Origin of the sequence: Salicibibacter cibi (assembly GCF_016495865.1) — a bacterium.
GTDB lineage: Bacteria > Bacillota > Bacilli > Bacillales > Marinococcaceae > Salicibibacter > Salicibibacter cibi.
The window spans coordinates 3,704,456-3,725,257 of sequence record NZ_CP054706.1; the positions used below are offsets into that span (position 1 = coordinate 3,704,456).

A 20,802-nucleotide genomic window follows, 5' to 3' on the forward strand; every position below is an offset into this window, starting at 1 on the left:
ACTTTCTCTTTTCGATATTCCCATGTGATCACCCGTACGCTTTATACAGACTGTATGGAACAATAAACCCTCGTTAAAACCCTAGCATTTTTCTTACATGTTTTACATATGTTTGACTTACGATGAGAGGCGGATGTCCGGTTTTTTTTAGTGAGATTACTAAATTAGCAGACATATCACGAAAGATTTGTTGAATAAATGAAATATTTACAATATAGGAACGATGAATACGCAGAAAAGAATCCGGCAAATGTTGTTGTAACGTTTTCAAAGAATAGATGATGCTGTATTGGTTGTCTGCCGTATAAATCCACGTTTTCTTTTGATAGCTTTCGATGTAAGCGATCTCTTCAATCGGTATTGGCTTCCATATTTCACCACTTTTACCGGTTAAATAGGAAAACTGTTTTTTTGAAAAATAATCCGGCGGGAGAATGACTGTTACAATAACTTCGTTATTCTTGCTTTCTTCAACCGGATACCCGATACCGTAATAGGAAAGGCCAAAGACCGATTGATCCACGAATGCTTCGACACGCCTTTTTTTGCGGGCTACTTCATATGAAATGCTTCCATACGGAACCGGTTGCTCAGGATATAACTTAATATCATGGGTGCCTGCATAATAATCGAGATATTTATCTGCACTTGCAATGGCAATTGACGCTTCATCGGGTGTCCAATCTTTCATGTATGTGGTGATTCGCTGAATATTAATCAGGCTCATCGTGTCGCTCCCTTATTCCTATAATATGTAAACTTATCATAACACTATAACACGGTTAATCGTCAATTATTATTTTCTATAACTAGATATCATGGTTTGTCAAAAAATAACCACAAGATAGTTTACCTGTTCTATAATAGCAAAGTGTACTACTCTGATCTAGATCATAGTTTTAAAAAGAAGTATGTAAGCGTTTTCTATTGATGCCCTTTTCATGTTGAGTTCGCGACATATATCTATTTAGAAGGAGGGTTTTTATGGATGTCGAAAAGTCATCTGAACATCGTCACGGGATGAATTATGAACGGGTGGATAGAAGTTCATCGTTCAGGCAATTGATTTCAGAAAAAAAGAAGTTTATTATTCCTTGTTCCATTTTCTTTTTTCTCTTCTATTTTTCTTTGCCAACGCTCGCGTCTTACACAACTGTTTTAGATGGGGAAGCCATCGGCGTCATCACTTGGGCGTGGGTGCTGGCGTTCGCGCAATTTGTTATGACTTGGACGCTTTGTATTATGTATACACGCAAAGCTGCACGTTTTGATCAACTCGCCCAAGAAGTGTTGGATGAGGAAGGAGAGCAGCAAAAATGAACTTTACCGTTATCACACTATTCCTTGTTTTTGTAATAACAACACTCGTGATTACCTATTTTGCGGCGAAACGCACGAGTACAGCCAGTGACTTTTACACGGCCGGCGGCGGGCTTACCGGCTGGCAAAATGGGTTGGCGATCGCCGGAGACTATTTATCCGCAGCTTCTTTTCTCGGGATTGCCGGGGCAATCGCGCTTGATGGATATGATGGTTTTTATTACAGCATTGGGTACCTTGTCGGATTTCTCGTGGTTCTCTTTATTGTTGCCGAGCCGATGAGAAATATTGGAAAGTATACAATTGCTGACATGGTCACGGCTCGCTTTGATTTTAAAAAAGTACGCGGAATTGCCGCTTTGAGTACAATTACGATTGTCACGTTTTATATGATTGCCCAGCTTGTCGGTGCCGGAGCATTAATCCAATTACTATTTGGCATTGATTACTGGTTGGCAGTCATTATCGTCGGAGCTATGATGACGACATACGTGATGTTCGGCGGAATGACCGCTACGAGTTGGGTACAAATCATTAAAGCCGTTTTGTTAATGTTCGGAATGATTGTTCTCTCCTTTTTAGTTCTCTTTTATTTTAACTTTAATATTGTAGAACTATTTTCATCAGCGAGAGACGCTTCCCCGCATGGAGATGCTTATTTAAATCCGGGCGTTCAATCGGATCTGCCTTTGGACACGATATCTTTAATGCTCGCGCTTGTATTGGGGACTGCCGGTTTGCCTCATATTTTACTTAGGTTCTTTACGGTAAAAGATGCAAAAACGGCACGGACTTCAGTAGTTGTAGCCACTTGGATTATCGGCTTTTTCTATCTCCTTACGGTATTTTTAGGCATGGGCGCTCTGTATTTCGTTGGACACAGCGATATTATTGAGACGAACCCAGCGGGGAATATGGCCGCTCCAATGCTCGCTGAAGTACTTGGCGGAGACCTTCTCTTCTCATTTATTGCTGCGGTATCTTTTGCGACCATTTTAGCCGTTGTAGCAGGGCTTGTATTATCAGGGGCGTCAGCTTTTGCCCATGATTTGTATGGCCACATTATTAAAAAAGGACAGGCAACCCAAAGACAACAAGTAATCGCTGCCCGTTCCGCGACTTTTGGTGTAGCAGTGATGTCGATTATTTTAGCGCTTGCAGCGGAAAATTTAAATGTTGCTTTCCTCGTCGCGTTAGCGTTTGCTGTTGCTGCCAGTACGAACTTGCCGGTTATTATTTTCACTATTTATTGGAAACGATTTAATACGACCGGAGCGGTCACAGGAATCTTGTCAGGTTTGATTACAGCGCTTCTTCTCGTGATTGTCAGCCCGAGTGTGCTATCCCCGGAGGGAGACGCAATTTTCGTCGGTACGCCGCTCTTTCCACTTGAAAACCCGGCAATTATATCTGTCCCGGTCGGTTTCTTAGGTGCGATTATTGGGACCTATCTTGCAAAAACACCATTGGATAAAGAGAAATATCGAGAAGTTAAAATTAAAGCAAATACAGGCTATTCAGACTCAGACGAACAAGCGTAGATGCTTCTTTAGTTTCACAAAGCAAAAGGATTTAAAGGAAAGGAAGATAAATGATGGAATTGCAATCACTCCCACCAAAAAGTGGAGACTTCAATCTTAAAAATTATGAAGAAGCTGCTCAACATTTTGACTGGACAGAAGTCGAAAAAGCCTTTACTTTTCATAGAACCGGGAACGTGAACATGGCTTATGAAGCGATCGATCGCTTCGCGGAAAAAGACGGCAAGAAAGATCAAGTTGCCTTATACTATAGCGATGATCAACGCGATGAGGCTTACACGTTTGCCGAGATGAAGAAAATGTCCGATAAAGCGGCGAATGTTTTTAAAGAAGCCGGGATTGAAAAAGGGGACCGTGTCTTTATTTTCATGCCGCGCTCGCCTGAATTATATTTTGCCGCACTCGGGGCCATAAAGCTTGGCGCGATTATCGGGCCTTTGTTTGAAGCCTTTATGGAAGGCGCCGTTCGGGACCGTCTGGAAAATAGTGAAGCAAAAGCGATTGTAACGACGCCCGATCTCATCGGCCGTGTGCCTGTTTCAGAGCTGCCGGCGTTGGAAAACGTCTTTATCCAAGGCGACGATGTCCGGGAAGAAGGAAAAACGCTGGACTTTAAAACACGGATGGAACAGGCTCCCGAAAGCCATGACATCACCTGGGTAGACCGCGAGGACGGACTTATTTTGCACTACACTTCCGGTTCAACGGGAACGCCAAAAGGAGTCCTCCATGTGCACGCAGCCATGATCCAGCATTACCAAACGGGGAAATGGGTGCTGGATTTAAAAGAAGACGATGTGTATTGGTGCACAGCTGATCCGGGCTGGGTCACCGGAACGTCTTACGGCATCTTTGCCCCATGGCTTAATGGGGTCACGAATGTCGTTCGCGGCGGACGATTCAGCCCCGAATCCTGGTACGGAACATTGGAAAAATACAATGTCACCGTGTGGTATAGTGCGCCGACCGCGCTCAGAATGTTGGCGAGCGCCGGAGATAACATCGTGAAAAATTATGATCTCTCAAGCTTGCGGCATATTCTTAGCGTCGGCGAGCCATTAAATCCTGAAGTCGTCCGTTGGGGCCATGAAGTGTATGGACTGCGCATTCATGATTCTTGGTGGATGACGGAAACGGGCGCGATTATGATTACGAACTTTCCGTCCTTGACAGTCAAGCCCGGTTCGATGGGCAAACCTATCCCCGGTGTGGAAGCGGGTATTGTGGATGATCAGGGCAATGAACTGCCTCCGAATCGAATGGGCAACCTTGCCATGCGCACGGGTTGGCCGTCGATGATGCGGTCCATCTGGAAGAACGAGGAAAAATATAATGGCTATTTTGAATTTCCGGGCTGGTATGTCTCCGGAGATTCCGCCTATAAAGACAAAGATGGTTACTATTGGTTCCAGGGCCGAGTCGATGATGTGATCCTGACGGCCGGTGAGCGCGTAGGTCCATTTGAGGTAGAAAGCAAACTCGTGGAACACCCAGCCGTAGGCGAAGCGGGTGTCATCGGCAAACCGGACCCGGTACGTGGTGAAATTATTAAAGCCTTCGTCGCGTTGAGGGACGGCTATGAAGAAACAGATGAACTAAAAGAAGATATCCGTGTCTTCGTGAAAAATGGCTTGGCTGCACACGCGGCGCCACGAGAAATGGATATCAGAGACACATTGCCGAAAACCCGAAGCGGCAAAATCATGCGCCGTGTTCTTAAGGCTTGGGAACTTGACTTGCCAACCGGCGACTTATCTACGATGGACGATGATTAATACAAAGTAAAGCTTAACCCGCAGCAATGGATCGCATTGCTGCGGGTTTTTTATTGAAGCAGGAGCAACAGCCTTCTAAGCTGTAGGCCGCAGGTTCGAATCCTGCCTGGGACGCCATGCTTAAACAATACGCTAGCGTGAGGTGAATCAATAATCGAAACAATGTGCCCGATGACATTGTCCATATAATTCTCCATTAAATAGTGCGTTCTTCTTCTCGTTTCAATTGCTAGATAGTCTACTGCCCTCTCTTGCTGAAACTGCTTCATCGGGCATATCGTCAAAATTTTGCTCTTTCCTTTCAATCCACTCTATTTGTTATCATGAAATTGAAGAAAGGCAAAATAACGGAATTTCATCGGCTGATTCTGTTATCGAAATTCCTACTACGATACCATTGAATAAGAAGGGGGCACCCCCTCTTTTGTATGGAAATTAGTGTATTATCATAATAAATTTTCCCACGGAGTCCAAAAAAGTATGATAAATAAAACACACAGACAAAGGTATAAAATAGCCCTTCTACTTTTTTTCATTGTAATCATTTTTATTCCTTTGATAACGAGGACTAGAGGTAAGAGAAGGTAAAAAGCATATACACTTATTATTTCAATGTTGTTAGATCCTTCAGGGATATTTGTATTAAAAAAAGAAGCAAACGAATATACAGTCAATACTATCCATATGAGAATCCATACTCCTACTTCCGGGATAAAAAAAGCGCTTCGTTTTTTTGAAGTAGGCGTTGTTTCGTTCACTTAAAACACCTCTTTCATAGAAAACGTCATCATAATGTTTTTACATTTTAACGGATGGGAGATAATCAAGTCTTCCACAAAAACGTATTTATACGTTTTCGAAAGATGATAGCTTCGCTTATGGAGAAAATCACGCCGTTGGTTCGCCACTTTTAGGTGCAGCTGCTGTACGTTTTGAAGCTGTTTCCTCCAGTTATTTGAACCTTTCTTCATGCGGAAAAGTTTCTTTTGCGATCGTTTCAATTTCTTTTCTGCCTTCAACAGGAACCTCGGATTTTCGATTTTGGTTCCATCCGATAGCACGACAAATGTATGAAAACCAACATCAACGCCTGTTGATTGAACAGGGAATCAACCGTTTCGTTTACGTGTCTTTCGACACTGAAGATCGCAAACCAACGATAACCCTGCCGTTTGATCGTAACCTGTTTCACCTTTCCTTCCAATGGGCGATGAAAGTTGACATACACGGCTCCGAGCTTTGAGATTAGAAGACGATTGTTCTCGTCTAACGAAGCAGCATAACGAACGTCGTGTACGTTGACATTACCGGTTTTCTTGTTTTTTATCTTTCGTTTTTCAACCCCAAATTGTGGTAACGTGCACGCCCTTCGAAAAAGGTCTTATACGCTTTTTCTAGGCGGAAAAAATACCTCCTGCAAAGGTTCCGACGGCATTGTTTTAAGAAGGGCAAATGTTCGTTTATCCTTTGATTGCTGTCTTTGCAATTCATGTCGGGATAGGCCGGCCTTATTCTTTTGGTAAAAACGCTGTTTGTCTAAAAGGGCGGAATTCTACTGTTGACGACAAATAGACAACCAATGATCCATCTTTTGCATCTGATCTTCGTTTGGAAACATTTCGTATTTATAATTCATGTTTACCTGCATTTGTTGTCACCTCCCAAACCTTTGATTCCCTTTCATTATACCAAATGTAAGTTCTTGACCGAGCTTTTTTTCCTATTTTTCTAATAAAAATAAAAAAAACCGACAGTAAGCCTATATGAATAGGTGAACCATCAGCTTTTTATGAATTCCGTTCCTGAATTATTTTAAAACAACTTTATTTTTCACCTTTTTATTGACATACTCGTTTACTTCCTCGGGAACAGTACGTTCTAAATAAATACTTCTAGCGATCACTCGCAACATTTTTGCAACATCATTTTTTCGATGATTACCGTGTGAAGGAAAGTAACCATCTACTGTCTTTTTTACTTTAACAGGGTTTAAGAACGGAGTTACTTTTCTCACCGTTAAAGCAACATCTAACGCCATTTTTGCTGTCTGTTGGCGATAAACTGTCTCACCATTTCGATGATATTCAAGTTCTTTTTTTAACTTATATATAAATTCATCAAATGGTAAATCCTTTTTAAAAGGTTCAGGCATTCAGAACAACTCCTTTTGTTCAGTTTAACCTCATTTCCATTATTATATGCCTTTTTCTTCAAAAATGCGATCTAACTGATGAATGTTCAAATCGGGATTAGATGGATTTAAAAGATATAACTTATATTCCTTTATCATTTTTAACAGCTTTTCCTTGTCACAACTGTTGATCCTCCTTTAATAGCTCCAACATTAAGAAATTCTTCTCTTATTTCACCAATGTGGAGTTATGTCAATAATACGAGCACAAAAATTGGTGCCTTTTCAGTCTTCAAGTTTCAAGCGACTCTTCTCCAAATCCGCCGCCTTTGACAGCTGTTTCGGTTCGTGGTGTGCATCTGATGGCGGCTGGAAGAAAAAACTCATGTTAGCATCAGCCGCATGCTTAGGATACCACGAACCGATCGATTCACACGATCCTGCGGCCGGGGGCCCCGATCCCCAACCGTCGGATCGCGGAATCGGGCACAGCTGTCAAAGGTAAAGTTCACGGCTCCCAGCAATAACGATCATGCTTGTTTTCCGCGTTTTTCGTTACGCCGTCGTATCGCCTCCTTGAGCTTGTCTATACTGCCGTTCGAATTGGTTAGGCGACACATAGCCAATGGTGGAATGCGTGCGTTCTTCGTTGTAAAAGCAGGCAATATACTCCCAAACGCTCATCTTAGCCTCCTCCCGTGTATCGTAGGTTTCATGCGCAAGCAGATCTTTTTCGATGGTTGCATGAAAAGACTCGATGCACGCATTGTCATAACAATCGCCTTTCCGGCTCATACTTGTGCGCATGCCGTGTTCCCGGAGAATGGCCTGGTAGTCATGGGACGCATATTGGCTCCCCCGGTCCGAATGATGGATGAGTCCCTCTTGCGGCGGTTGAAGGCGCATAGCCCGATGTAGGGCAGTCGTAGCCAGTTCTTTCGTGAGACGGTGACTGATATTCCAGCCAATGACCTTTCGAGAAAATAAGTCCATCACTGATGCTAGATAAAGCCAGCCTTCCCGGGTCCAGATATAGGTGATATCCGCCACCCAAGTCTCGCCGGGCTGCTCCGTATGAAAATCTCGTTTAAGCAGGTTGGGATAAATCGGTTGATGATGATTGGAATCCGTTGTCTTTTTCCCTTTCTTACTGGCGCTCTTTGGACGAAGCCCATATTCTCGCATATAAGTCGAGACCGTTTTCTGTGTGACCGTTAAGCCTTGTTTATACAGTTCCATCGTTATCCGCGGACTCCCATACGTTTTTCGGGATTGAACGAAGATTTCTTTTATGGCTTCGACGATGGATGCCTTCCGCTGTTTTTGCGAGCATTGCGCACGGTTACGCCATTCATAATAGCCGCCTCTGGAAACACCTAAAACCTTGCACATCTTCGCCACACGAAACTCGTGTCGGTGTTCCTCGATGAAGGCATAGATTACGCCTGGTTTTTGGCGAAGAAGGCCGCCGCCTTTTTTAGAATCGCCACTTCTTCTTCCAATTCCTCAATTCGTTTCATATCCCTTTGATGCTGCTCTTCCGCTGGCGTGAGATAACCGTTTCCGAAAAGGGCGTCTCCCTTGTCCTCCCGATAATTTCTCACCCAATTTTCCAGCGTGCTATCGGAGATCCCATGCTCTCTCGCGACATCCGCTCGCTTTTTCCCCTCCTGAACGATGAGTTTCACCGCATACCGCTTAAATTCTATATCATGATGTTGCACTATCGGCACACTCCTTTAGATCCATTGTAACAACGCACCAATTTTGTGTGTCCAACTTTTATTCTACCTCCAAATGACTCTTTCGAATATCTTTGGATCAACGTTCAATTCATCGACCACAGCTTGGTAATCAAAAAACCTTATATTTTAAGCCAAATTGATCACCCACATCGCCTTCAACCCATCAACACCGAAAACCCATAAGCGACCAAAATAATAAATGTGAGAAACACTAGCGCGAAAGGGATGTTTCGCTTAATGATCGTGTACGGACTTACTCTTAATTGCATTGCAAGGATGGTCGGCGTAACATTGAGCGGTCCGATCATGATCGTGCAAAGGCCTGCGCCAATCAACAAAACGCTGACCCCATATGGATATGCCGCGACGACATCACCGAGAAATGGCGTGATGAGCGCGATAGAAATCAATGGATGGAAACCGATCAGGGCAAGGCCGAAAATAATAAAGCCGATAATCGAGTAAAAAAGCAAAACGGTATAATTTTCATATACATGTTGGAGCATCGTTTGCAGCTGGTCAAACACACCGGTATACGGAAAAATCTCCACAAAAAAACCGGCAGATAAAAACAAGAAAAACAGACCGTGCATTTGCTGAGCATTCCCTTTCACCCGGGAAAAAGCCAACGTACGGAATCGCTTCCCCCTTTTCAAAAATAACGCCCATCCGAACGTAAAAGGCACGATTAAAATTGTAACGGTAAATAAAAAGGTTTGTCCGCCGAAACTGTTAAACAGAAGCACGAGCAAAATAAATACCGTGATCGCGAGTGCCATTTGCCTAAGTTTTTTCGCTAACTGCTTTTGCCCAACCCCCTCCCCTGCTTCCAGCGCTTCAATGTGAACACCTTTGTAGCGCTTGCTATGCAAATACCAATCAACACTCATGAACAGCATGCTAATCACAAGCAATGTTGGCAGCAACGTCAAATAGCTTTGCCCGGTAATGTCAATGCTCGCGGCAACGAGTATCTCCGTTGGACTCCACAGCAACACGAATGCATAAGCCCGCAGCAAACTGTGGGAAAAAAACTGCTGAATTTTTTCTTTACCTAGCGATTTAATCTTTTGATTCACTGCTGACACGACAACCGGTATCGTTGCCACGTTCAAAAATAAGGTAAGCATATAGGTGACAAGCGACGTCCGCTTGTAAAGAGTCGTGGCCGTCGGCCGCGGGCCATTGCTGATCATGTTCCCGAGCGCCTGATCATAGTGGCCAATAGACACCACCACGCTCATACAAGGCAATAGAAACAGCAAAGATAGCAACCCAGCCAACGATCCAAACAACGACAAAAAAGGCTCATCAATCGGAGCAACAGTACTATAAGAAATAACCGCGAGCACCAAGAAAGAAAGGCCCACCCATCGATACAGCGGACCTGCCTTGTTTATCGTTAATAAAATAATCGCAATTGAACTGATGCCAATTACATAATCCAAAAACTCCAATGCAACGACTTCACTCAATAAGTAACTGATCACTAAGATAAAAAATAAATAAAATATCGAAAACACCTACTTTATTAGAGGTGAGATGTGGGAGGTGGGAGGTGGGAGCTTCGCTTTATTCTATGATTATGATTACATATTCCGCTTTAGAATACGAAGAACTTGCTCAACGTCTGCGGTAGGGATTTGTCCTGGTGCTGAGGATTGCGCGCCAGAGGCAAACGTAAGTGCCGAGCCGAACAGTCCTCCTGCCAAACGTGATATCATTCCATTTCTTCCCATGGCCATCGATATGAGAGGAATCGGCATCGTGTGGCTCATTTTTTCAGTAACCTGCAAGAGAGTAAGTACGTCCATTTTTGATTGCGGCATCACGGCTATCTTGGCAACATCGGCCCCTAATACCACAGCTTCACTTATCTTTTCTTCCAACAATAGTGCCGAAGGCGTCTCCGTAAAATTATGATAGGAAAGAATGACATCAATTTTCTGATTCCTCGCTTGCTCGATGAGATGATGTATATTTTTTTCCTGCTGACGCAATTCTATATCGACCCCGTGCACAGCATCGTTTGCGATGACTGCTTCATAAAGTTGCACAACCTCATTCTCATTAAGAGAAACCGCTTGTCCTCCTTCTTCCTCGGAACGTTTCGTAAACAATAGCGGACGTTTTGTTTCTCGTTGAATCTCTGTCGCGATATCAACAATCAGATCCACGTCTCGAATGTTTTCAAAGTAGTCCACGCGCCACTCCAAGAGATCCACTGTCTTTTCTTTTAACTGTTTCCATTCATCCTGTAGAGCCTCACGATTCTTTCCCATTAACGGAACACAAATCTTTGGATGAACTGTTTCGTCCCCTTTTCGCGTACGTAGTTGTAATCCCTTGTTCATATTCATCCCATCTCCTTTCCTACCATTTTCCCCTTTCAATCGTTACTTTTCAATCATGGTTTGCTACAATGACAATCAAAGATGATAGGAAAGCGAGGTTATTTGCGTGGCAACATCGATAGACGAAACGATTTTACTCACCGGCTTCATGGGATCCGGCAAAACAATGATCGGTGAAGCGTTAGCAAAAAAATTAAACAAACCTTTTGCGGATATTGATAAAATCATTGAGGAAAAGGAAAGCATGCCAATCACGGAAATTTTCAAAAAGGAAGGTGAAGCAGCGTTTCGCGCGAAAGAAAAAATGGAAATCGCCAACTATCTATCAGCGTCTTCCGCTGGAAACGCCATCATTTCTGTTGGTGGAGGGGCTTTTCTCCAGGAAGAGGTGCGTGACATTTGCATGAAAAATACGACGGTCATTTTTTTACATATCTCTTGGACCGCGTGGCTCGAGCGATTGGATATGCTCGTCGAAACCCGGCCGGTGCTACACGGCCGCACCATCTCAGAAATCCGAACGCTTTACGATGATCGCCAAACCATTTACGACCAACATCATTATCGTGTCACCGTCGATGGACTCGACCCTGAAGAGGCGAGCGATAAGATTATTTCAGCTCTTCAGGGTAAGTCTATCTAAGAACTATATGAAACGAAGAACTGCATGCAGGTATTGTACTCAGGGTTGCAAAAAAATAAGTCCACTCCTAAATAATCAATTTTACGAAAGCCAACTGTCCAACCTTTGCTTCTTCATTGAGGTTGGACATTGGGCGAACTAATAAAAACCTTTAATTTTATTTTCTTCAGCGACTTGTTTTAATTCATTAAAGACTGCTTTAGTTAATGGGACTCCTTCTTTTTCTCTCTTTTCTTGTTGAATGAATTCGAGCTCACCCGGTAAATAAATATGATCAAATCCTTTGGCAAGTGGCGTGTTTTTGATTTCACTCCTCATTTGAATCATTCTTGTTTTAAATGTTTCAAAGTCAGTAAATAAATCAGCTTTGAAAACTAAAAAGAACTGTCCAACGTTTTGCTTTTCGTCTGTATACAAGCTGCCTATATGCGGTCCGAAACTAGCCCCGCTTAAAAGACTTGATAACACCTCTACAAAAAATGTTAAACCATACCCTTTTGGTCCTCCAACAGGAAGCACTGATCCCCCGTCCAGTGCTACATTTGGATCATCGGTTTCCTCCCCGTCTTTAGAAATAGCCCAACCGACCGGGATTTTCATTTCATTCTTTTGTGCAAGGCGTATTTTACCACGAGCAACAACACTTGTTGCCATATCGAATACGATGGGGGGGCATTCCCACTAGGAATGCCATAAGCAAATGGATTGGTCCCAAAGAAACTTTCTGTTCCACCCCATGGCGCCATACTTGATGGTGCATTTGTAGTCGCAAGTGCGATACAATCATTATCCGCAGCGTATTTCACATAATCTGCAAGCATTCCGCAATGATTAGAATGATTAATCGACACAATGCCGACGCCTGTATCTTTGGCTTTTTCAACAGCAATTTTTATACCTTCAGTGGCAAGAAGTATACCCATACTATTATTTCCGTCTATTAAGCAACTAGAGGGATATTCTTTATGGATGGTAAAGTTTGTACCCTTTGAAAACAGGCCCGACCGAAGACGTTCTGTATAATTCTTTACACGGCTTACACCATGTGAATCAATACCGCGAAGGTTTGCTAAGGTTAAATGCTTTGCAATGGTATGAGCATCATCAGACTCCATACCTTCAGCTTGGAAAATATTCTGTACAAGCTGTTTTAACTCTTCTTTTGGCATACTGACTGTAGACATAGCGGTTGCTCCTTTATTACTTTATATCAATGATTTTGTCAATAACGGTTTCCCATTTTTCAGGGCGATCTCCCCCAAATTGTTCTCGAACATTTAGTTTAGACACGTACTCTAATTTATCCTTTACAGCTGCGGTCAGTTTTGATCCTAATTTTAGCTCTTCTAACATGATAAGGGAGCCCTCCAGTTCTTCGGCCCTTCTTTCAGCATGAATTGAGGTTCCTGTGACCAATTGGTTTAGTGTTTTTCTAAATGGTGAAGCAGCCATTGTTTCCTCGAGAGAATAGATGACGGGTTCTTCAACGTTTAGAGTTCTTGCTGCTTCCAGTAATTCTATTAGTAATGCTGCAGTGCCTTTCATGTAAATGCTACGTAATAGTTTGATAGAAGAAGCATCTCCGGCCTTTTTACTAACCTCTTGAATGTTCATGCCGTATGGTTCCATGCGTTCTATGAAAGTTTGAGTCCCACCCCCACTGGCCACCATTGGGACTTTATGTTGATGTACAGTTAATGGTCCGAGCATTGCAGCATCAACAAATTTTCCGTTTGCGCATGTGACCAGTTCATCAATTTCTTTCTTAATATCAGGGTTTGATGCTGAGACATCTACATAAAGAATATCTTCATTAATTCTCTCTTTTATTTCTTTACAAACTTCTAAAGCGAATTGAGTAGGAACAGCAACAAAAATTGTATTGGCTTTTTCTACCACGTTCTCTGGTCTATTCACCAAGTGAACGTTTGCTTTATCCGCACGGTTTTTCACTTTTGCACCAAATTTAGGGTCATCACAGAAAGCATCATATGCTACAAGATTATCTATACTTTCACTATCTAATCCAGATGCAAGCTCAAAACCGGCCTCTCCAAATCCTATGAAACCTACTTTCATTCTTAAAACTCCTATCCCTTAAATTGATCTATTTTTTCCTCGAGCCAATCTGGCTTTATACTGCTCGTAACATAACCGTCTCTTCTTTCTTTTTCGTATATAGCAATGGTTTCCAGACGTTTCCCTTCATATGATTGTTTTTTCTCCGCTCGCTTAAAAACATATTCGATTTCTATTCTTGGTACAACAACAACCCCATCATTGTCACCGACGATCAAATCACCAGGTTGTACAACTATGCCCCCACATACGATGGGGATATTATAGTTTCCGGGCCCTTCCTTGTAAGGGCCGTTCGGAACGAATCCCTTTGCATATATCGGAAACCCTAATCTTGTAAGGTCGTTTTTATCTCTAACTAACCCATCGATGACGATACTCTCCAAACCGACGGCTTTAGCTGCTGCAGCCATTAATTCTCCAAGATAAGCATTTTTTTTATGATCCTTTCCATCTGCAACAAGCACATATCCCGGCTCACCATCATAAATCGCCTGATGCAAAAACAGGTTATCACCGGGTTTCATAGATACCGTGACAGCAGTACCAACAAAATCCATGTCTTTGCCAACTGGTTTAATTTCATGACTCATGGTATTGGCACCATCCATTGCGTCCGCAATAAGGGAACTATTAAGAAACCGAGCTCGTTCAATGATCTCTTTTGATAATTTTTCGGGATATTTATTTTCGCTTCTCATTTTTCCACTCCTTTATTTTGATCAAATTTTTGATGTTTCTTCTTACGTAGATTAGGAAGAATGATGGAAAGTACAGATAATATAAGTAGTGTTATGATTAAAGGATTTTGTAAAAATACCATCACATCTCCGTTTGAGATGGTTAAAGCCATTCTGAAGTTCTCTTCCAAAAGCTCACCCAACACAAAGGCCAAAATGAATGGAGCAGCTGGGAATTTTAAACTTTTAAGGACAAAACCAATCACGCCAAACAAAACAAGCAGATATAAATCAAAAGTGCTGAAACTGATTGCGTAAATCCCGATCAAACAAAAAGTCAAAACCAAAGAAATCAAAAGTGGTCTCGGGATCTTTAAGACCTTTGATATATAGGGGATGAGAGGAAGGTTTAAAATAATCAAGATTACATTCCCCAAATACATGCTGACGATGATTCCCCAAAATATTGAGGGTTCTTCCGAGACAAGCATTGGACCTGGTTGAACACCTAATACTAAAAATGCACCTAATAATACCGCAGTTGTACCAGATCCGGGAATCCCTAAGCTCAATAACGGTACAAAAGATCCTGTAGAGGCTGCATTAGTTGATGTTTCCGGTGCGGCTAAACCTTTTACAGACCCTTTCCCAAATTCTTCAGGTTTTTTTGATACTCTTTTCTCAGCAATATAACTCATGAATGATGCAATTGTTGCGCCTGCACCTGGCAAAACACCAATGATGAAGCCGAGTACTGATTGCCTGGACATAGGCCCGGTCATCTCTTTAAAGTCTTTTCTCGTCAACTTAATGGATCCAATATTTGACATTTTCTCAATAGAGCGATCATGACGATTAATAATTAATGAACTCACTTCCGCTAAAGCAAAAAGACCGAGTGCGACTACGAGAAAGTCAATCCCTTCTAGCAAATTCACGCTTCCAAATGTAAAGCGACTCGTTCCCGTTTGTGAATCAATACCTATGGTAACAGCCATAAATCCTAATACAGCAGAAATAAATGCACGAACTGAGGAACCTTCAGAAAGACTAGCGATAGCAGTCATCCCGAATAACATGAGCGCGAAGTATTCTGCTGGTCCAAATGAAACAGCTAAACTCGACAACACCGGAGCAAATAGCATGAGGAGAATCGCTGCAACTGTCCCTCCGACAAAGGAGGCCATTGCCGCGATCGCAAGCGCCTTCCCCGCCTCTCCTCGTTGGGCCATTGGATAACCATCAAATGTTGTGGCAACTGTACTTGCTGCCCCCGGTGTGTTTATCAAAATGGAAGAAGTTGAACTCCCGAATATTGCTCCATAATAGACACCAGCCATCATAACCAAAGCAAACGTTGGATCCATGCCATATGTAATAGGGATCATTACAGCAATTGCAGTAATTGGTCCAAGCCCTGGCATAATACCAATTGCAGTTCCAACAATTACACCGATTGCCACAAAGAGCATTCCTTCTAGACTAAAAGCAACTTGAAAACCCTCTAAAATTCCACCAAAACCATTCATATTTGCACCTCAATTCCTTATGAAGATAATCACGATGTCTAAAATGGTAAAATACCCTCTGGTAATGCAATCATTAAGTATCTCGTAAATAATAAATATAAGCTGATAGGAACGATAATTGAGACAATGGCATTCGCTATATGATTTCGATAGCCGAGAAATAGAGAGCAAATAAAGATAAACAATGTTGTAATAAACACAAATCCAAGATGCTCTAATAGTAAAATATAAATGAGAAGCATGCCTAGAACAGTGGCAATAACTTTAAAATCTTTTTTTGCTACAAAGAGACTTGCACCTTCGTCACTCTTCGTGAAGAACAATATAACTGATAAAATAATCAGTAATGATCCTAGAAGAATGGGGAACGCATTAGCATCAATAATGATGTACTCATAGGTTGGCAAGAGAATACTTGCTATTATATAGCTCACAGCAAGTACTAATAGAGGGATACTAATTTTTTGATTCATTGTCATGCGACATCCACTCCTCCCAGGGTTATTCATCTAAAAGACCAAGTTCATCCATTATCACTCGGTTTTCTTCTACTTCTTCTCGGATAAACTCTGTATATTCTTCGCTTCCCATAAACATTTCTTCCCATCCAAATTGATCGCGAATATCGGCAAATTGGTCTGATTCACTAACTTGTCTCATAATGTCCTCGTAATACTCTACTTGGGCATCCGTCAAACTGCTCGGGCCATATACTCCGCGCCAATTTATAAACACGGTATCATATCCTTGTTCTACTGCTGTCGGAAAATCGGATACATCTTCGGCTTCCAGACGATCTTCAGATAACACGGCCAAAATTCTAATGTCTCCCGCACGATGTTGTTCTATCACACCACTACCGAGTTTGGAAGTAAGTACATCTACATTCCCACTTAGTAAATTCGGGATTCCTCCACTTGATTGATCAGCCACATAACTGATATCTTCCATTGGGATACCTGCCTCTTGTGCTAAGTCAATGAATTGAACATGATCAAAACCACCAGGCGTATTTCCTCCAGTGACTGTAATGTCTTCGGGATTTTCTTTATAATCTTCCATTAATTCGGTCAATGTATCCCATGGTGCATCTTCTCTTACCGCGATAATCCCATAATCGGCTGCTAAGTTTGCGATAGGAGTCATATCATCCCAGTTGTAATCCGAATTGCCAGCCAACATAGAAAAAACCATCGTGGTTGATGTAGTAAAGATATTTTGAGGGTCTTGAACATTTTCAATATATGCCCAGCCTACTGCACCTGTCCCCCCGGGTTTATTGACCACACCAATATCTTGATCCATTAAATTTTGTTCCATAATGACATCAGCAATCATTCGTGCCGATGTGTCCCATCCCCCACCAGCTCTTGCAGGGGCGACCAACTCAACATTTGCTTCAGGTTCCCAACGCTCTTCCTCCTGACTGGTAGTAGAGTCCGTTTCATTACAAGCTGACAGAAATAATCCTAATATTAAAAATGGAAGTAACTTCTTCATTTGAATTCAACTCCCTTCTATATTCTTTTATTCGGATGTTAGCAACTTATTGAATTCGGTTTCATCAATGAGTGAGCGACTTTACGAAAAAATTATTATTAAGAGAAACTTTTCGAGTTATGGAATCCCAATGCTTAATTATTTCTAAAGCAGGGGTTTAGAAAATTTACCCGTTTGAGCAATACAAATTTAGCATTTGAATATCGTCTTAATCCCATAGATTTAATAAAATAGTCTGCGATTTCCATTTTATAACGGCATATGAATGGATAGAACTAAAATTACCAAATAGATTGTAAAAATTTACAATATCTATTAATATTTAAGATAATAGACAGAAAATTATAAAGTGCAGAGTACAGTAACGTCACCTGCCATTTATAGGTCTTTTATCTTTGTCTTTATCCCATCTTTTTTTGCCTTTTAGGCTTCACATGCAGATCTTTGTTTTGTCCTGCTTTTAATACGAAGCTTCCTCCGTCATGACCGAAGGTTTTTGCAACACCGCTTGCTGCATCTACAAGCTTATCTACATCAATTCCTGTTTGAATGTTCATCTCATGAAAACCGTGAACGAGATCCTCCGTTGCAATATTTCCCGCTGCATTTGGTGCGTAAGGACAACCACCAAGCCCAGCTGTAGAACTATCAAATGATGTCACCCCTTGTGACAAACCTGCCAAGGCATTGGCAAACGCCATTCCTCTTGTATTATGAAGATGCAGCGTGAACATGGAATCAGGAAATGTTTTTCTTAGCTTCCCAAGTACTTCGTATACTTGTATCGGGTTACCCATGCCAGTAGTGTCAGCAAGTGACACCTCCTTGATGCCCATTTCATTGTAGCGCTCGATTAACGGTATAATCTTATCGACCGGAACCTCACCTTCATAAGGGCATCCAAATGCAACCGTGAGAGAACCGCTTACCTCAACATTTTTTGTGGTTGCAAAATCAACAATAGGAAGTAATTTTTCCTGCGCTTCCTTGACTGTGCTATTGGAATTATTCAATGAGTGAGAATCAGTTGATGACAAAAGAAGCTTTAGTTTCCTCACGCCTGCATCAATCGCTCGTTCCGCGCCTTTTAAATTGGGAACTAATGCTCTAAAAGTAATATTATTAAGATCCTGAACACCTTTAATGACAGACTCAGCATCCTTTAACTGTGGAATCGCACGCGGATGTACAAACGACGTTGCCTCAATGTGTTTAATTCCTGTTTGAGCCAAATGGCGAATGATACGAATTTTTTCTTCTGTTGGTATCCAATCACTTTCCATTTGAAATCCGTCACGCGGTAAAACTTCCCAGATAGTGACTTCGTTAGGTAGTGTCCAATCAGCCATTTTAAATGATCCCCTTTTCCTTAAGTTCAGTGATTTTTTTGTCTGTCATTTCAAGTTGTTGTCCATAAATCTTCTCATTATCTTCTCCCAAATCTGGTGCTCTATGTCGAATTTGACCGGGGGTTTTAGAAAACTTCGGTACAATTCCAGGTACTTTGATTGAACCAAGACGTGGGTGCTCCACTTCTACAATGTTTTCTCGAGCTTGATAATGAGGATGCTTGAAAATTTCTTCAATACTTAAGATCGGTGAAACCGGTACTCCATAATGGTCAAGGATTTCTGTTAATTCTTCTTTGTCCCGATTTGCAATAAACTCTGTAACCAGATCTTGCAAATCTTGATCATTTTCCATACGTTCTACGTTCGTTAAATAGCGAGGATCATCAATTAAATCCTCTCGATCTAATGCCTGCGCTAAACGTTCCCAAGTCCGTTGTGTACTACATACCATGACAACCCAATGATTATCTTTGGTTTGGTAAGTACCAGCTGGACTTGAATGACCGTGTAACATTGGTGCACGTTCTCTCACTTCCCCGAGCTGGTCATGCTCAGCCACAAGAAAATCCATCATCCGAAACATCGCTTCATACAACCCCATTTCAACAACTTGCCCCTCGGAGTCATTGTTCGTATCGCGATTGTATAGTGCACTTACCGTACCAAATGCCATGAAGATACCAGAAATATAATCAAGCAGTGAAAAGGAAGGGCTCACTGGATGACGATCTTTAAAACCTTGCAAGTAAGTATAACCGGAAAAAGCAGTTCCCGGTGTACCAAAACCGGCTTTTTCAGCGTATGGCCCTGTTTGTCCATATCCTGACTGACGGGACATTACCAGACGACTGTTAATTTTTTTCAAGTCCTCATAACCAATTCCCCATTTTTCAAGTGTTCCTGGTCTGAAATTTTCAATTAAAACATCCGCTGTCTTGATTAAATCTTTAAAAATATCTTGCCCCTCTGGTTTGCGAATATCGAGCGTGATAGATTCCTTGTTACGTGACATTCCAGGCCATCTTAACGGTTCTTCATCTTTATATGGTCCCAAACCTCTTAAAGGATCACCTTTTTCGGGGAGTTCTATTTTGATCACTTCAGCCCCCATATCCCCGAGTAAACTGGCAGTAAACGGAGCTGCTAAAACCGTTGAGGCATCAATCACACGTATACCAGATAATGGTCCTGTTTGTGTCTCTGACATGTATACTACCTCCATGTATTGTTTTCTTAGATGAATTTTTGTTCCACATAATAATAATTAAATATCAATTATCGGAACTTTTTATTAGTCTACCACATTATTTTCATAAAAAAAAGAAGCAAGCCAAAATCTGACTCGCATCTTTAATCAATTTTTTTACTCGAGTTTCGCAACCCAAATAACAAGGGATTAAGCGTATATATATCTTCCTAAATCCTTGTATGAAAGTGTTTCTGCCTAAATTCCATTTTCGTCCTTTAAGCGACATTATTGCCGTCAAATAGCTGATGACTCAAAAATGAGTCTTCAAAAAGCGTTTTGATATATTGGTATTCCTCGGACTTCTTAAAAGCATGAATGTCGACCGTTCCTGATTTTGAGATGGCCATGATAACCACGTCCAGGAGCTCATCAAACATGCCCCATAATTGTTGCGCCATATTTTTCTCTACCATGTCGCCTTTCATCTCTTCAAATAGCCCTCCCAGGATTTCGTAATCGTTGACTCGTCGGTAATAAGACAAAAAGGCATACAGGATGTAAGTGGTCGTTACATGGGCAATTTTAGCGTCAAAATCTTGGGATTCGCATTTTCCCAGCTGAAGGTGCTGTTTCGTTTCTCTGAAAAAGATCTCGATGGTCCAACGAACCGAATAAATTTCCATGGTTTCAATGAATGATAAGCTGAGATCTGTTGAGAGATACAATCGCCAATCTTTTTGGTATGGAAAGCGACAAGAAACAATGGGACGGTTTCATCAATCCCGAGATAATAACGGTGACTTCATAATACCGGATAATTGCGTTTGCGGCAACGTTTTTTAACCCTCGTTTTTCAAGGTTTTCATCAGTTCCTTTGCATTCATGTACTTCCCTTGGTATCGGCACTTTCTCTCCAGTCCTTACTGACAGCACAAATGTCTTTCTTGAATCCGACCTTCTGACA

Annotated in this window: 18 protein-coding genes and 3 pseudogenes; 4 read left to right on the forward strand and 17 right to left on the reverse strand. The window is 41.8% G+C overall.

Translation table 11 applies throughout. The annotated features are described in order from the left end of the window. Positions 1 to 73: 73 nt before the first annotated feature. On the reverse strand, positions 74 to 727 hold the full coding sequence (locus tag HUG20_RS18505; RefSeq protein WP_200086349.1) for a LytR/AlgR family response regulator transcription factor: 654 nt from the start codon (positions 725 to 727) through the stop codon (positions 74 to 76). Between the two features lie 257 nt (positions 728 to 984). On the opposite strand from HUG20_RS18505, the gene HUG20_RS18510 reads away from it, so the two are divergent. The 3 genes from HUG20_RS18510 to acsA are packed head-to-tail and all read left to right on the forward strand — an operon-like array spanning position 985 to position 4,636. After that, positions 985 to 1,320: a DUF485 domain-containing protein gene (locus HUG20_RS18510; protein ID WP_200086351.1), complete on the forward strand. Its 336-nt coding sequence runs from the start codon at positions 985 to 987 to the stop codon at positions 1,318 to 1,320. Next, positions 1,317 to 2,861, forward strand: coding sequence for a solute symporter family protein (locus HUG20_RS18515; protein WP_200086354.1), 1,545 nt, complete (start codon positions 1,317 to 1,319; stop codon positions 2,859 to 2,861). Before HUG20_RS18510 ends, HUG20_RS18515 begins: the two co-directional genes overlap by 4 nt. A 53-nt stretch (positions 2,862 to 2,914) precedes the next feature. Beyond that, positions 2,915 to 4,636 carry an acetate--CoA ligase gene (gene acsA, locus HUG20_RS18520; RefSeq protein ID WP_200086355.1) on the forward strand — a complete coding sequence of 574 codons (1,722 nt, stop codon included), beginning with the start codon at positions 2,915 to 2,917 and terminating at the stop codon, positions 4,634 to 4,636. A 446-nt stretch (positions 4,637 to 5,082) separates the two neighbouring features. Here the strand turns inward: acsA and HUG20_RS18525 are convergent, their stop codons facing one another. From HUG20_RS18525 to aroD, 7 genes and pseudogenes are all read right to left on the reverse strand, one after another. Continuing rightward, positions 5,083 to 5,394, reverse strand: coding sequence for a hypothetical protein (locus HUG20_RS18525; protein WP_200086357.1), 312 nt, complete (start codon positions 5,392 to 5,394; stop codon positions 5,083 to 5,085). After that, positions 5,395 to 5,697: a transposase gene (locus HUG20_RS20065; protein WP_200086364.1), complete on the reverse strand. Its 303-nt coding sequence runs from the start codon at positions 5,695 to 5,697 to the stop codon at positions 5,395 to 5,397. Positions 5,698 to 6,188: 491 nt separating this feature from the next. After that, on the reverse strand, positions 6,189 to 6,284 hold the full coding sequence (locus HUG20_RS18535) for a helix-turn-helix domain-containing protein (RefSeq protein ID WP_200086370.1): 96 nt from the start codon (positions 6,282 to 6,284) through the stop codon (positions 6,189 to 6,191). A gap of 159 nt (positions 6,285 to 6,443) precedes the next feature. Then, a complete protein-coding gene (locus HUG20_RS18540; RefSeq protein WP_200086373.1) occupies positions 6,444 to 6,788 on the reverse strand; it encodes a hypothetical protein in 345 nt (114 codons plus the stop codon). Between the two features lie 534 nt (positions 6,789 to 7,322). Next, positions 7,323 to 8,494: pseudogene (locus HUG20_RS18545) on the reverse strand (IS3 family transposase). Positions 8,495 to 8,667: 173 nt separating this feature from the next. After that, positions 8,668 to 9,987: a hypothetical protein gene (locus HUG20_RS18555; protein ID WP_211199993.1), complete on the reverse strand. Its 1,320-nt coding sequence runs from the start codon at positions 9,985 to 9,987 to the stop codon at positions 8,668 to 8,670. A gap of 114 nt (positions 9,988 to 10,101) precedes the next feature. Beyond that, on the reverse strand, positions 10,102 to 10,866 hold the full coding sequence (aroD, locus tag HUG20_RS18560; protein ID WP_200086379.1) for a type I 3-dehydroquinate dehydratase: 765 nt from the start codon (positions 10,864 to 10,866) through the stop codon (positions 10,102 to 10,104). A gap of 106 nt (positions 10,867 to 10,972) precedes the next feature. On the opposite strand from aroD, the gene HUG20_RS18565 reads away from it, so the two are divergent. Then, entirely contained in the window at positions 10,973 to 11,509 is a 537-nt protein-coding gene (locus HUG20_RS18565) for a shikimate kinase (RefSeq protein WP_246476473.1), read from the forward strand. A gap of 138 nt (positions 11,510 to 11,647) precedes the next feature. Here the strand turns inward: HUG20_RS18565 and HUG20_RS20070 are convergent. The 9 genes and pseudogenes from HUG20_RS20070 to HUG20_RS18615 form a co-directional block, all read right to left on the reverse strand. Next, positions 11,648 to 12,693: pseudogene (locus HUG20_RS20070) on the reverse strand (Ldh family oxidoreductase). Between the two features lie 16 nt (positions 12,694 to 12,709). Beyond that, positions 12,710 to 13,588 carry a prephenate dehydrogenase/arogenate dehydrogenase family protein gene (locus HUG20_RS18580; protein ID WP_200086398.1) on the reverse strand — a complete coding sequence of 293 codons (879 nt, stop codon included), beginning with the start codon at positions 13,586 to 13,588 and terminating at the stop codon, positions 12,710 to 12,712. A gap of 11 nt (positions 13,589 to 13,599) precedes the next feature. Beyond that, positions 13,600 to 14,289: an RraA family protein gene (locus HUG20_RS18585; protein WP_200086400.1), complete on the reverse strand. Its 690-nt coding sequence runs from the start codon at positions 14,287 to 14,289 to the stop codon at positions 13,600 to 13,602. Continuing rightward, on the reverse strand, positions 14,286 to 15,797 hold the full coding sequence (locus tag HUG20_RS18590) for a tripartite tricarboxylate transporter permease (RefSeq protein ID WP_200086407.1): 1,512 nt from the start codon (positions 15,795 to 15,797) through the stop codon (positions 14,286 to 14,288). Before HUG20_RS18590 ends, HUG20_RS18585 begins: the two co-directional genes overlap by 4 nt. Before the next feature lie 38 nt (positions 15,798 to 15,835). Then, positions 15,836 to 16,276 (reverse strand): tripartite tricarboxylate transporter TctB family protein, encoded by a 441-nt coding sequence (locus HUG20_RS18595; RefSeq protein ID WP_200086409.1) that lies wholly within the window; start codon positions 16,274 to 16,276, stop codon positions 15,836 to 15,838. A gap of 22 nt (positions 16,277 to 16,298) precedes the next feature. Then, positions 16,299 to 17,297, reverse strand: coding sequence for a tripartite tricarboxylate transporter substrate binding protein (locus HUG20_RS18600; RefSeq protein ID WP_200086411.1), 999 nt, complete (start codon positions 17,295 to 17,297; stop codon positions 16,299 to 16,301). A 401-nt stretch (positions 17,298 to 17,698) separates the two neighbouring features. After that, the gene (locus HUG20_RS18605; RefSeq protein ID WP_200086413.1) at positions 17,699 to 18,646 is read right to left on the reverse strand and encodes a hydroxymethylglutaryl-CoA lyase; all 948 of its coding nucleotides are present in this window, start codon (positions 18,644 to 18,646) and stop codon (positions 17,699 to 17,701) included. Position 18,647: 1 nt separating this feature from the next. After that, positions 18,648 to 19,856 carry a CaiB/BaiF CoA transferase family protein gene (locus HUG20_RS18610; protein WP_200086415.1) on the reverse strand — a complete coding sequence of 403 codons (1,209 nt, stop codon included), beginning with the start codon at positions 19,854 to 19,856 and terminating at the stop codon, positions 18,648 to 18,650. A 257-nt stretch (positions 19,857 to 20,113) separates the two neighbouring features. Beyond that, a pseudogene (locus tag HUG20_RS18615) lies at positions 20,114 to 20,775 on the reverse strand (transposase); the annotation flags it as partial. Positions 20,776 to 20,802 lie beyond the last annotated feature (27 nt).

Excerpts from the sequence above, each read along its gene's own strand:
- HUG20_RS18600 (WP_200086411.1), bottom strand. The coding sequence starts at position 17,297 with ATGAAGAAGTTACTTCCATTTTTAATATTAGGATTATTTCTGTCAGCT.
- HUG20_RS18535 (WP_200086370.1), bottom strand. The coding sequence starts at position 6,284 with ATGCAGGTAAACATGAATTATAAATACGAAATGTTTCCAAACGAAGAT.
- HUG20_RS18595 (WP_200086409.1), bottom strand. The coding sequence starts at position 16,276 with ATGACAATGAATCAAAAAATTAGTATCCCTCTATTAGTACTTGCTGTG.
- HUG20_RS18510 (WP_200086351.1), top strand. The coding sequence starts at position 985 with ATGGATGTCGAAAAGTCATCTGAACATCGTCACGGGATGAATTATGAA.
- aroD (WP_200086379.1), bottom strand. The coding sequence starts at position 10,866 with ATGAACAAGGGATTACAACTACGTACGCGAAAAGGGGACGAAACAGTT.
- HUG20_RS18505 (WP_200086349.1), bottom strand. The coding sequence starts at position 727 with ATGAGCCTGATTAATATTCAGCGAATCACCACATACATGAAAGATTGG.
- HUG20_RS18610 (WP_200086415.1), bottom strand. The coding sequence starts at position 19,856 with ATGTCAGAGACACAAACAGGACCATTATCTGGTATACGTGTGATTGAT.
- HUG20_RS18515 (WP_200086354.1), top strand. The coding sequence starts at position 1,317 with ATGAACTTTACCGTTATCACACTATTCCTTGTTTTTGTAATAACAACA.
- HUG20_RS18580 (WP_200086398.1), bottom strand. The coding sequence starts at position 13,588 with ATGAAAGTAGGTTTCATAGGATTTGGAGAGGCCGGTTTTGAGCTTGCA.
- HUG20_RS18540 (WP_200086373.1), bottom strand. The coding sequence starts at position 6,788 with ATGCCTGAACCTTTTAAAAAGGATTTACCATTTGATGAATTTATATAT.
- HUG20_RS18585 (WP_200086400.1), bottom strand. The coding sequence starts at position 14,289 with ATGAGAAGCGAAAATAAATATCCCGAAAAATTATCAAAAGAGATCATT.
- HUG20_RS18590 (WP_200086407.1), bottom strand. The coding sequence starts at position 15,797 with ATGAATGGTTTTGGTGGAATTTTAGAGGGTTTTCAAGTTGCTTTTAGT.
- HUG20_RS18605 (WP_200086413.1), bottom strand. The coding sequence starts at position 18,646 with ATGGCTGATTGGACACTACCTAACGAAGTCACTATCTGGGAAGTTTTA.
- acsA (WP_200086355.1), top strand. The coding sequence starts at position 2,915 with ATGGAATTGCAATCACTCCCACCAAAAAGTGGAGACTTCAATCTTAAA.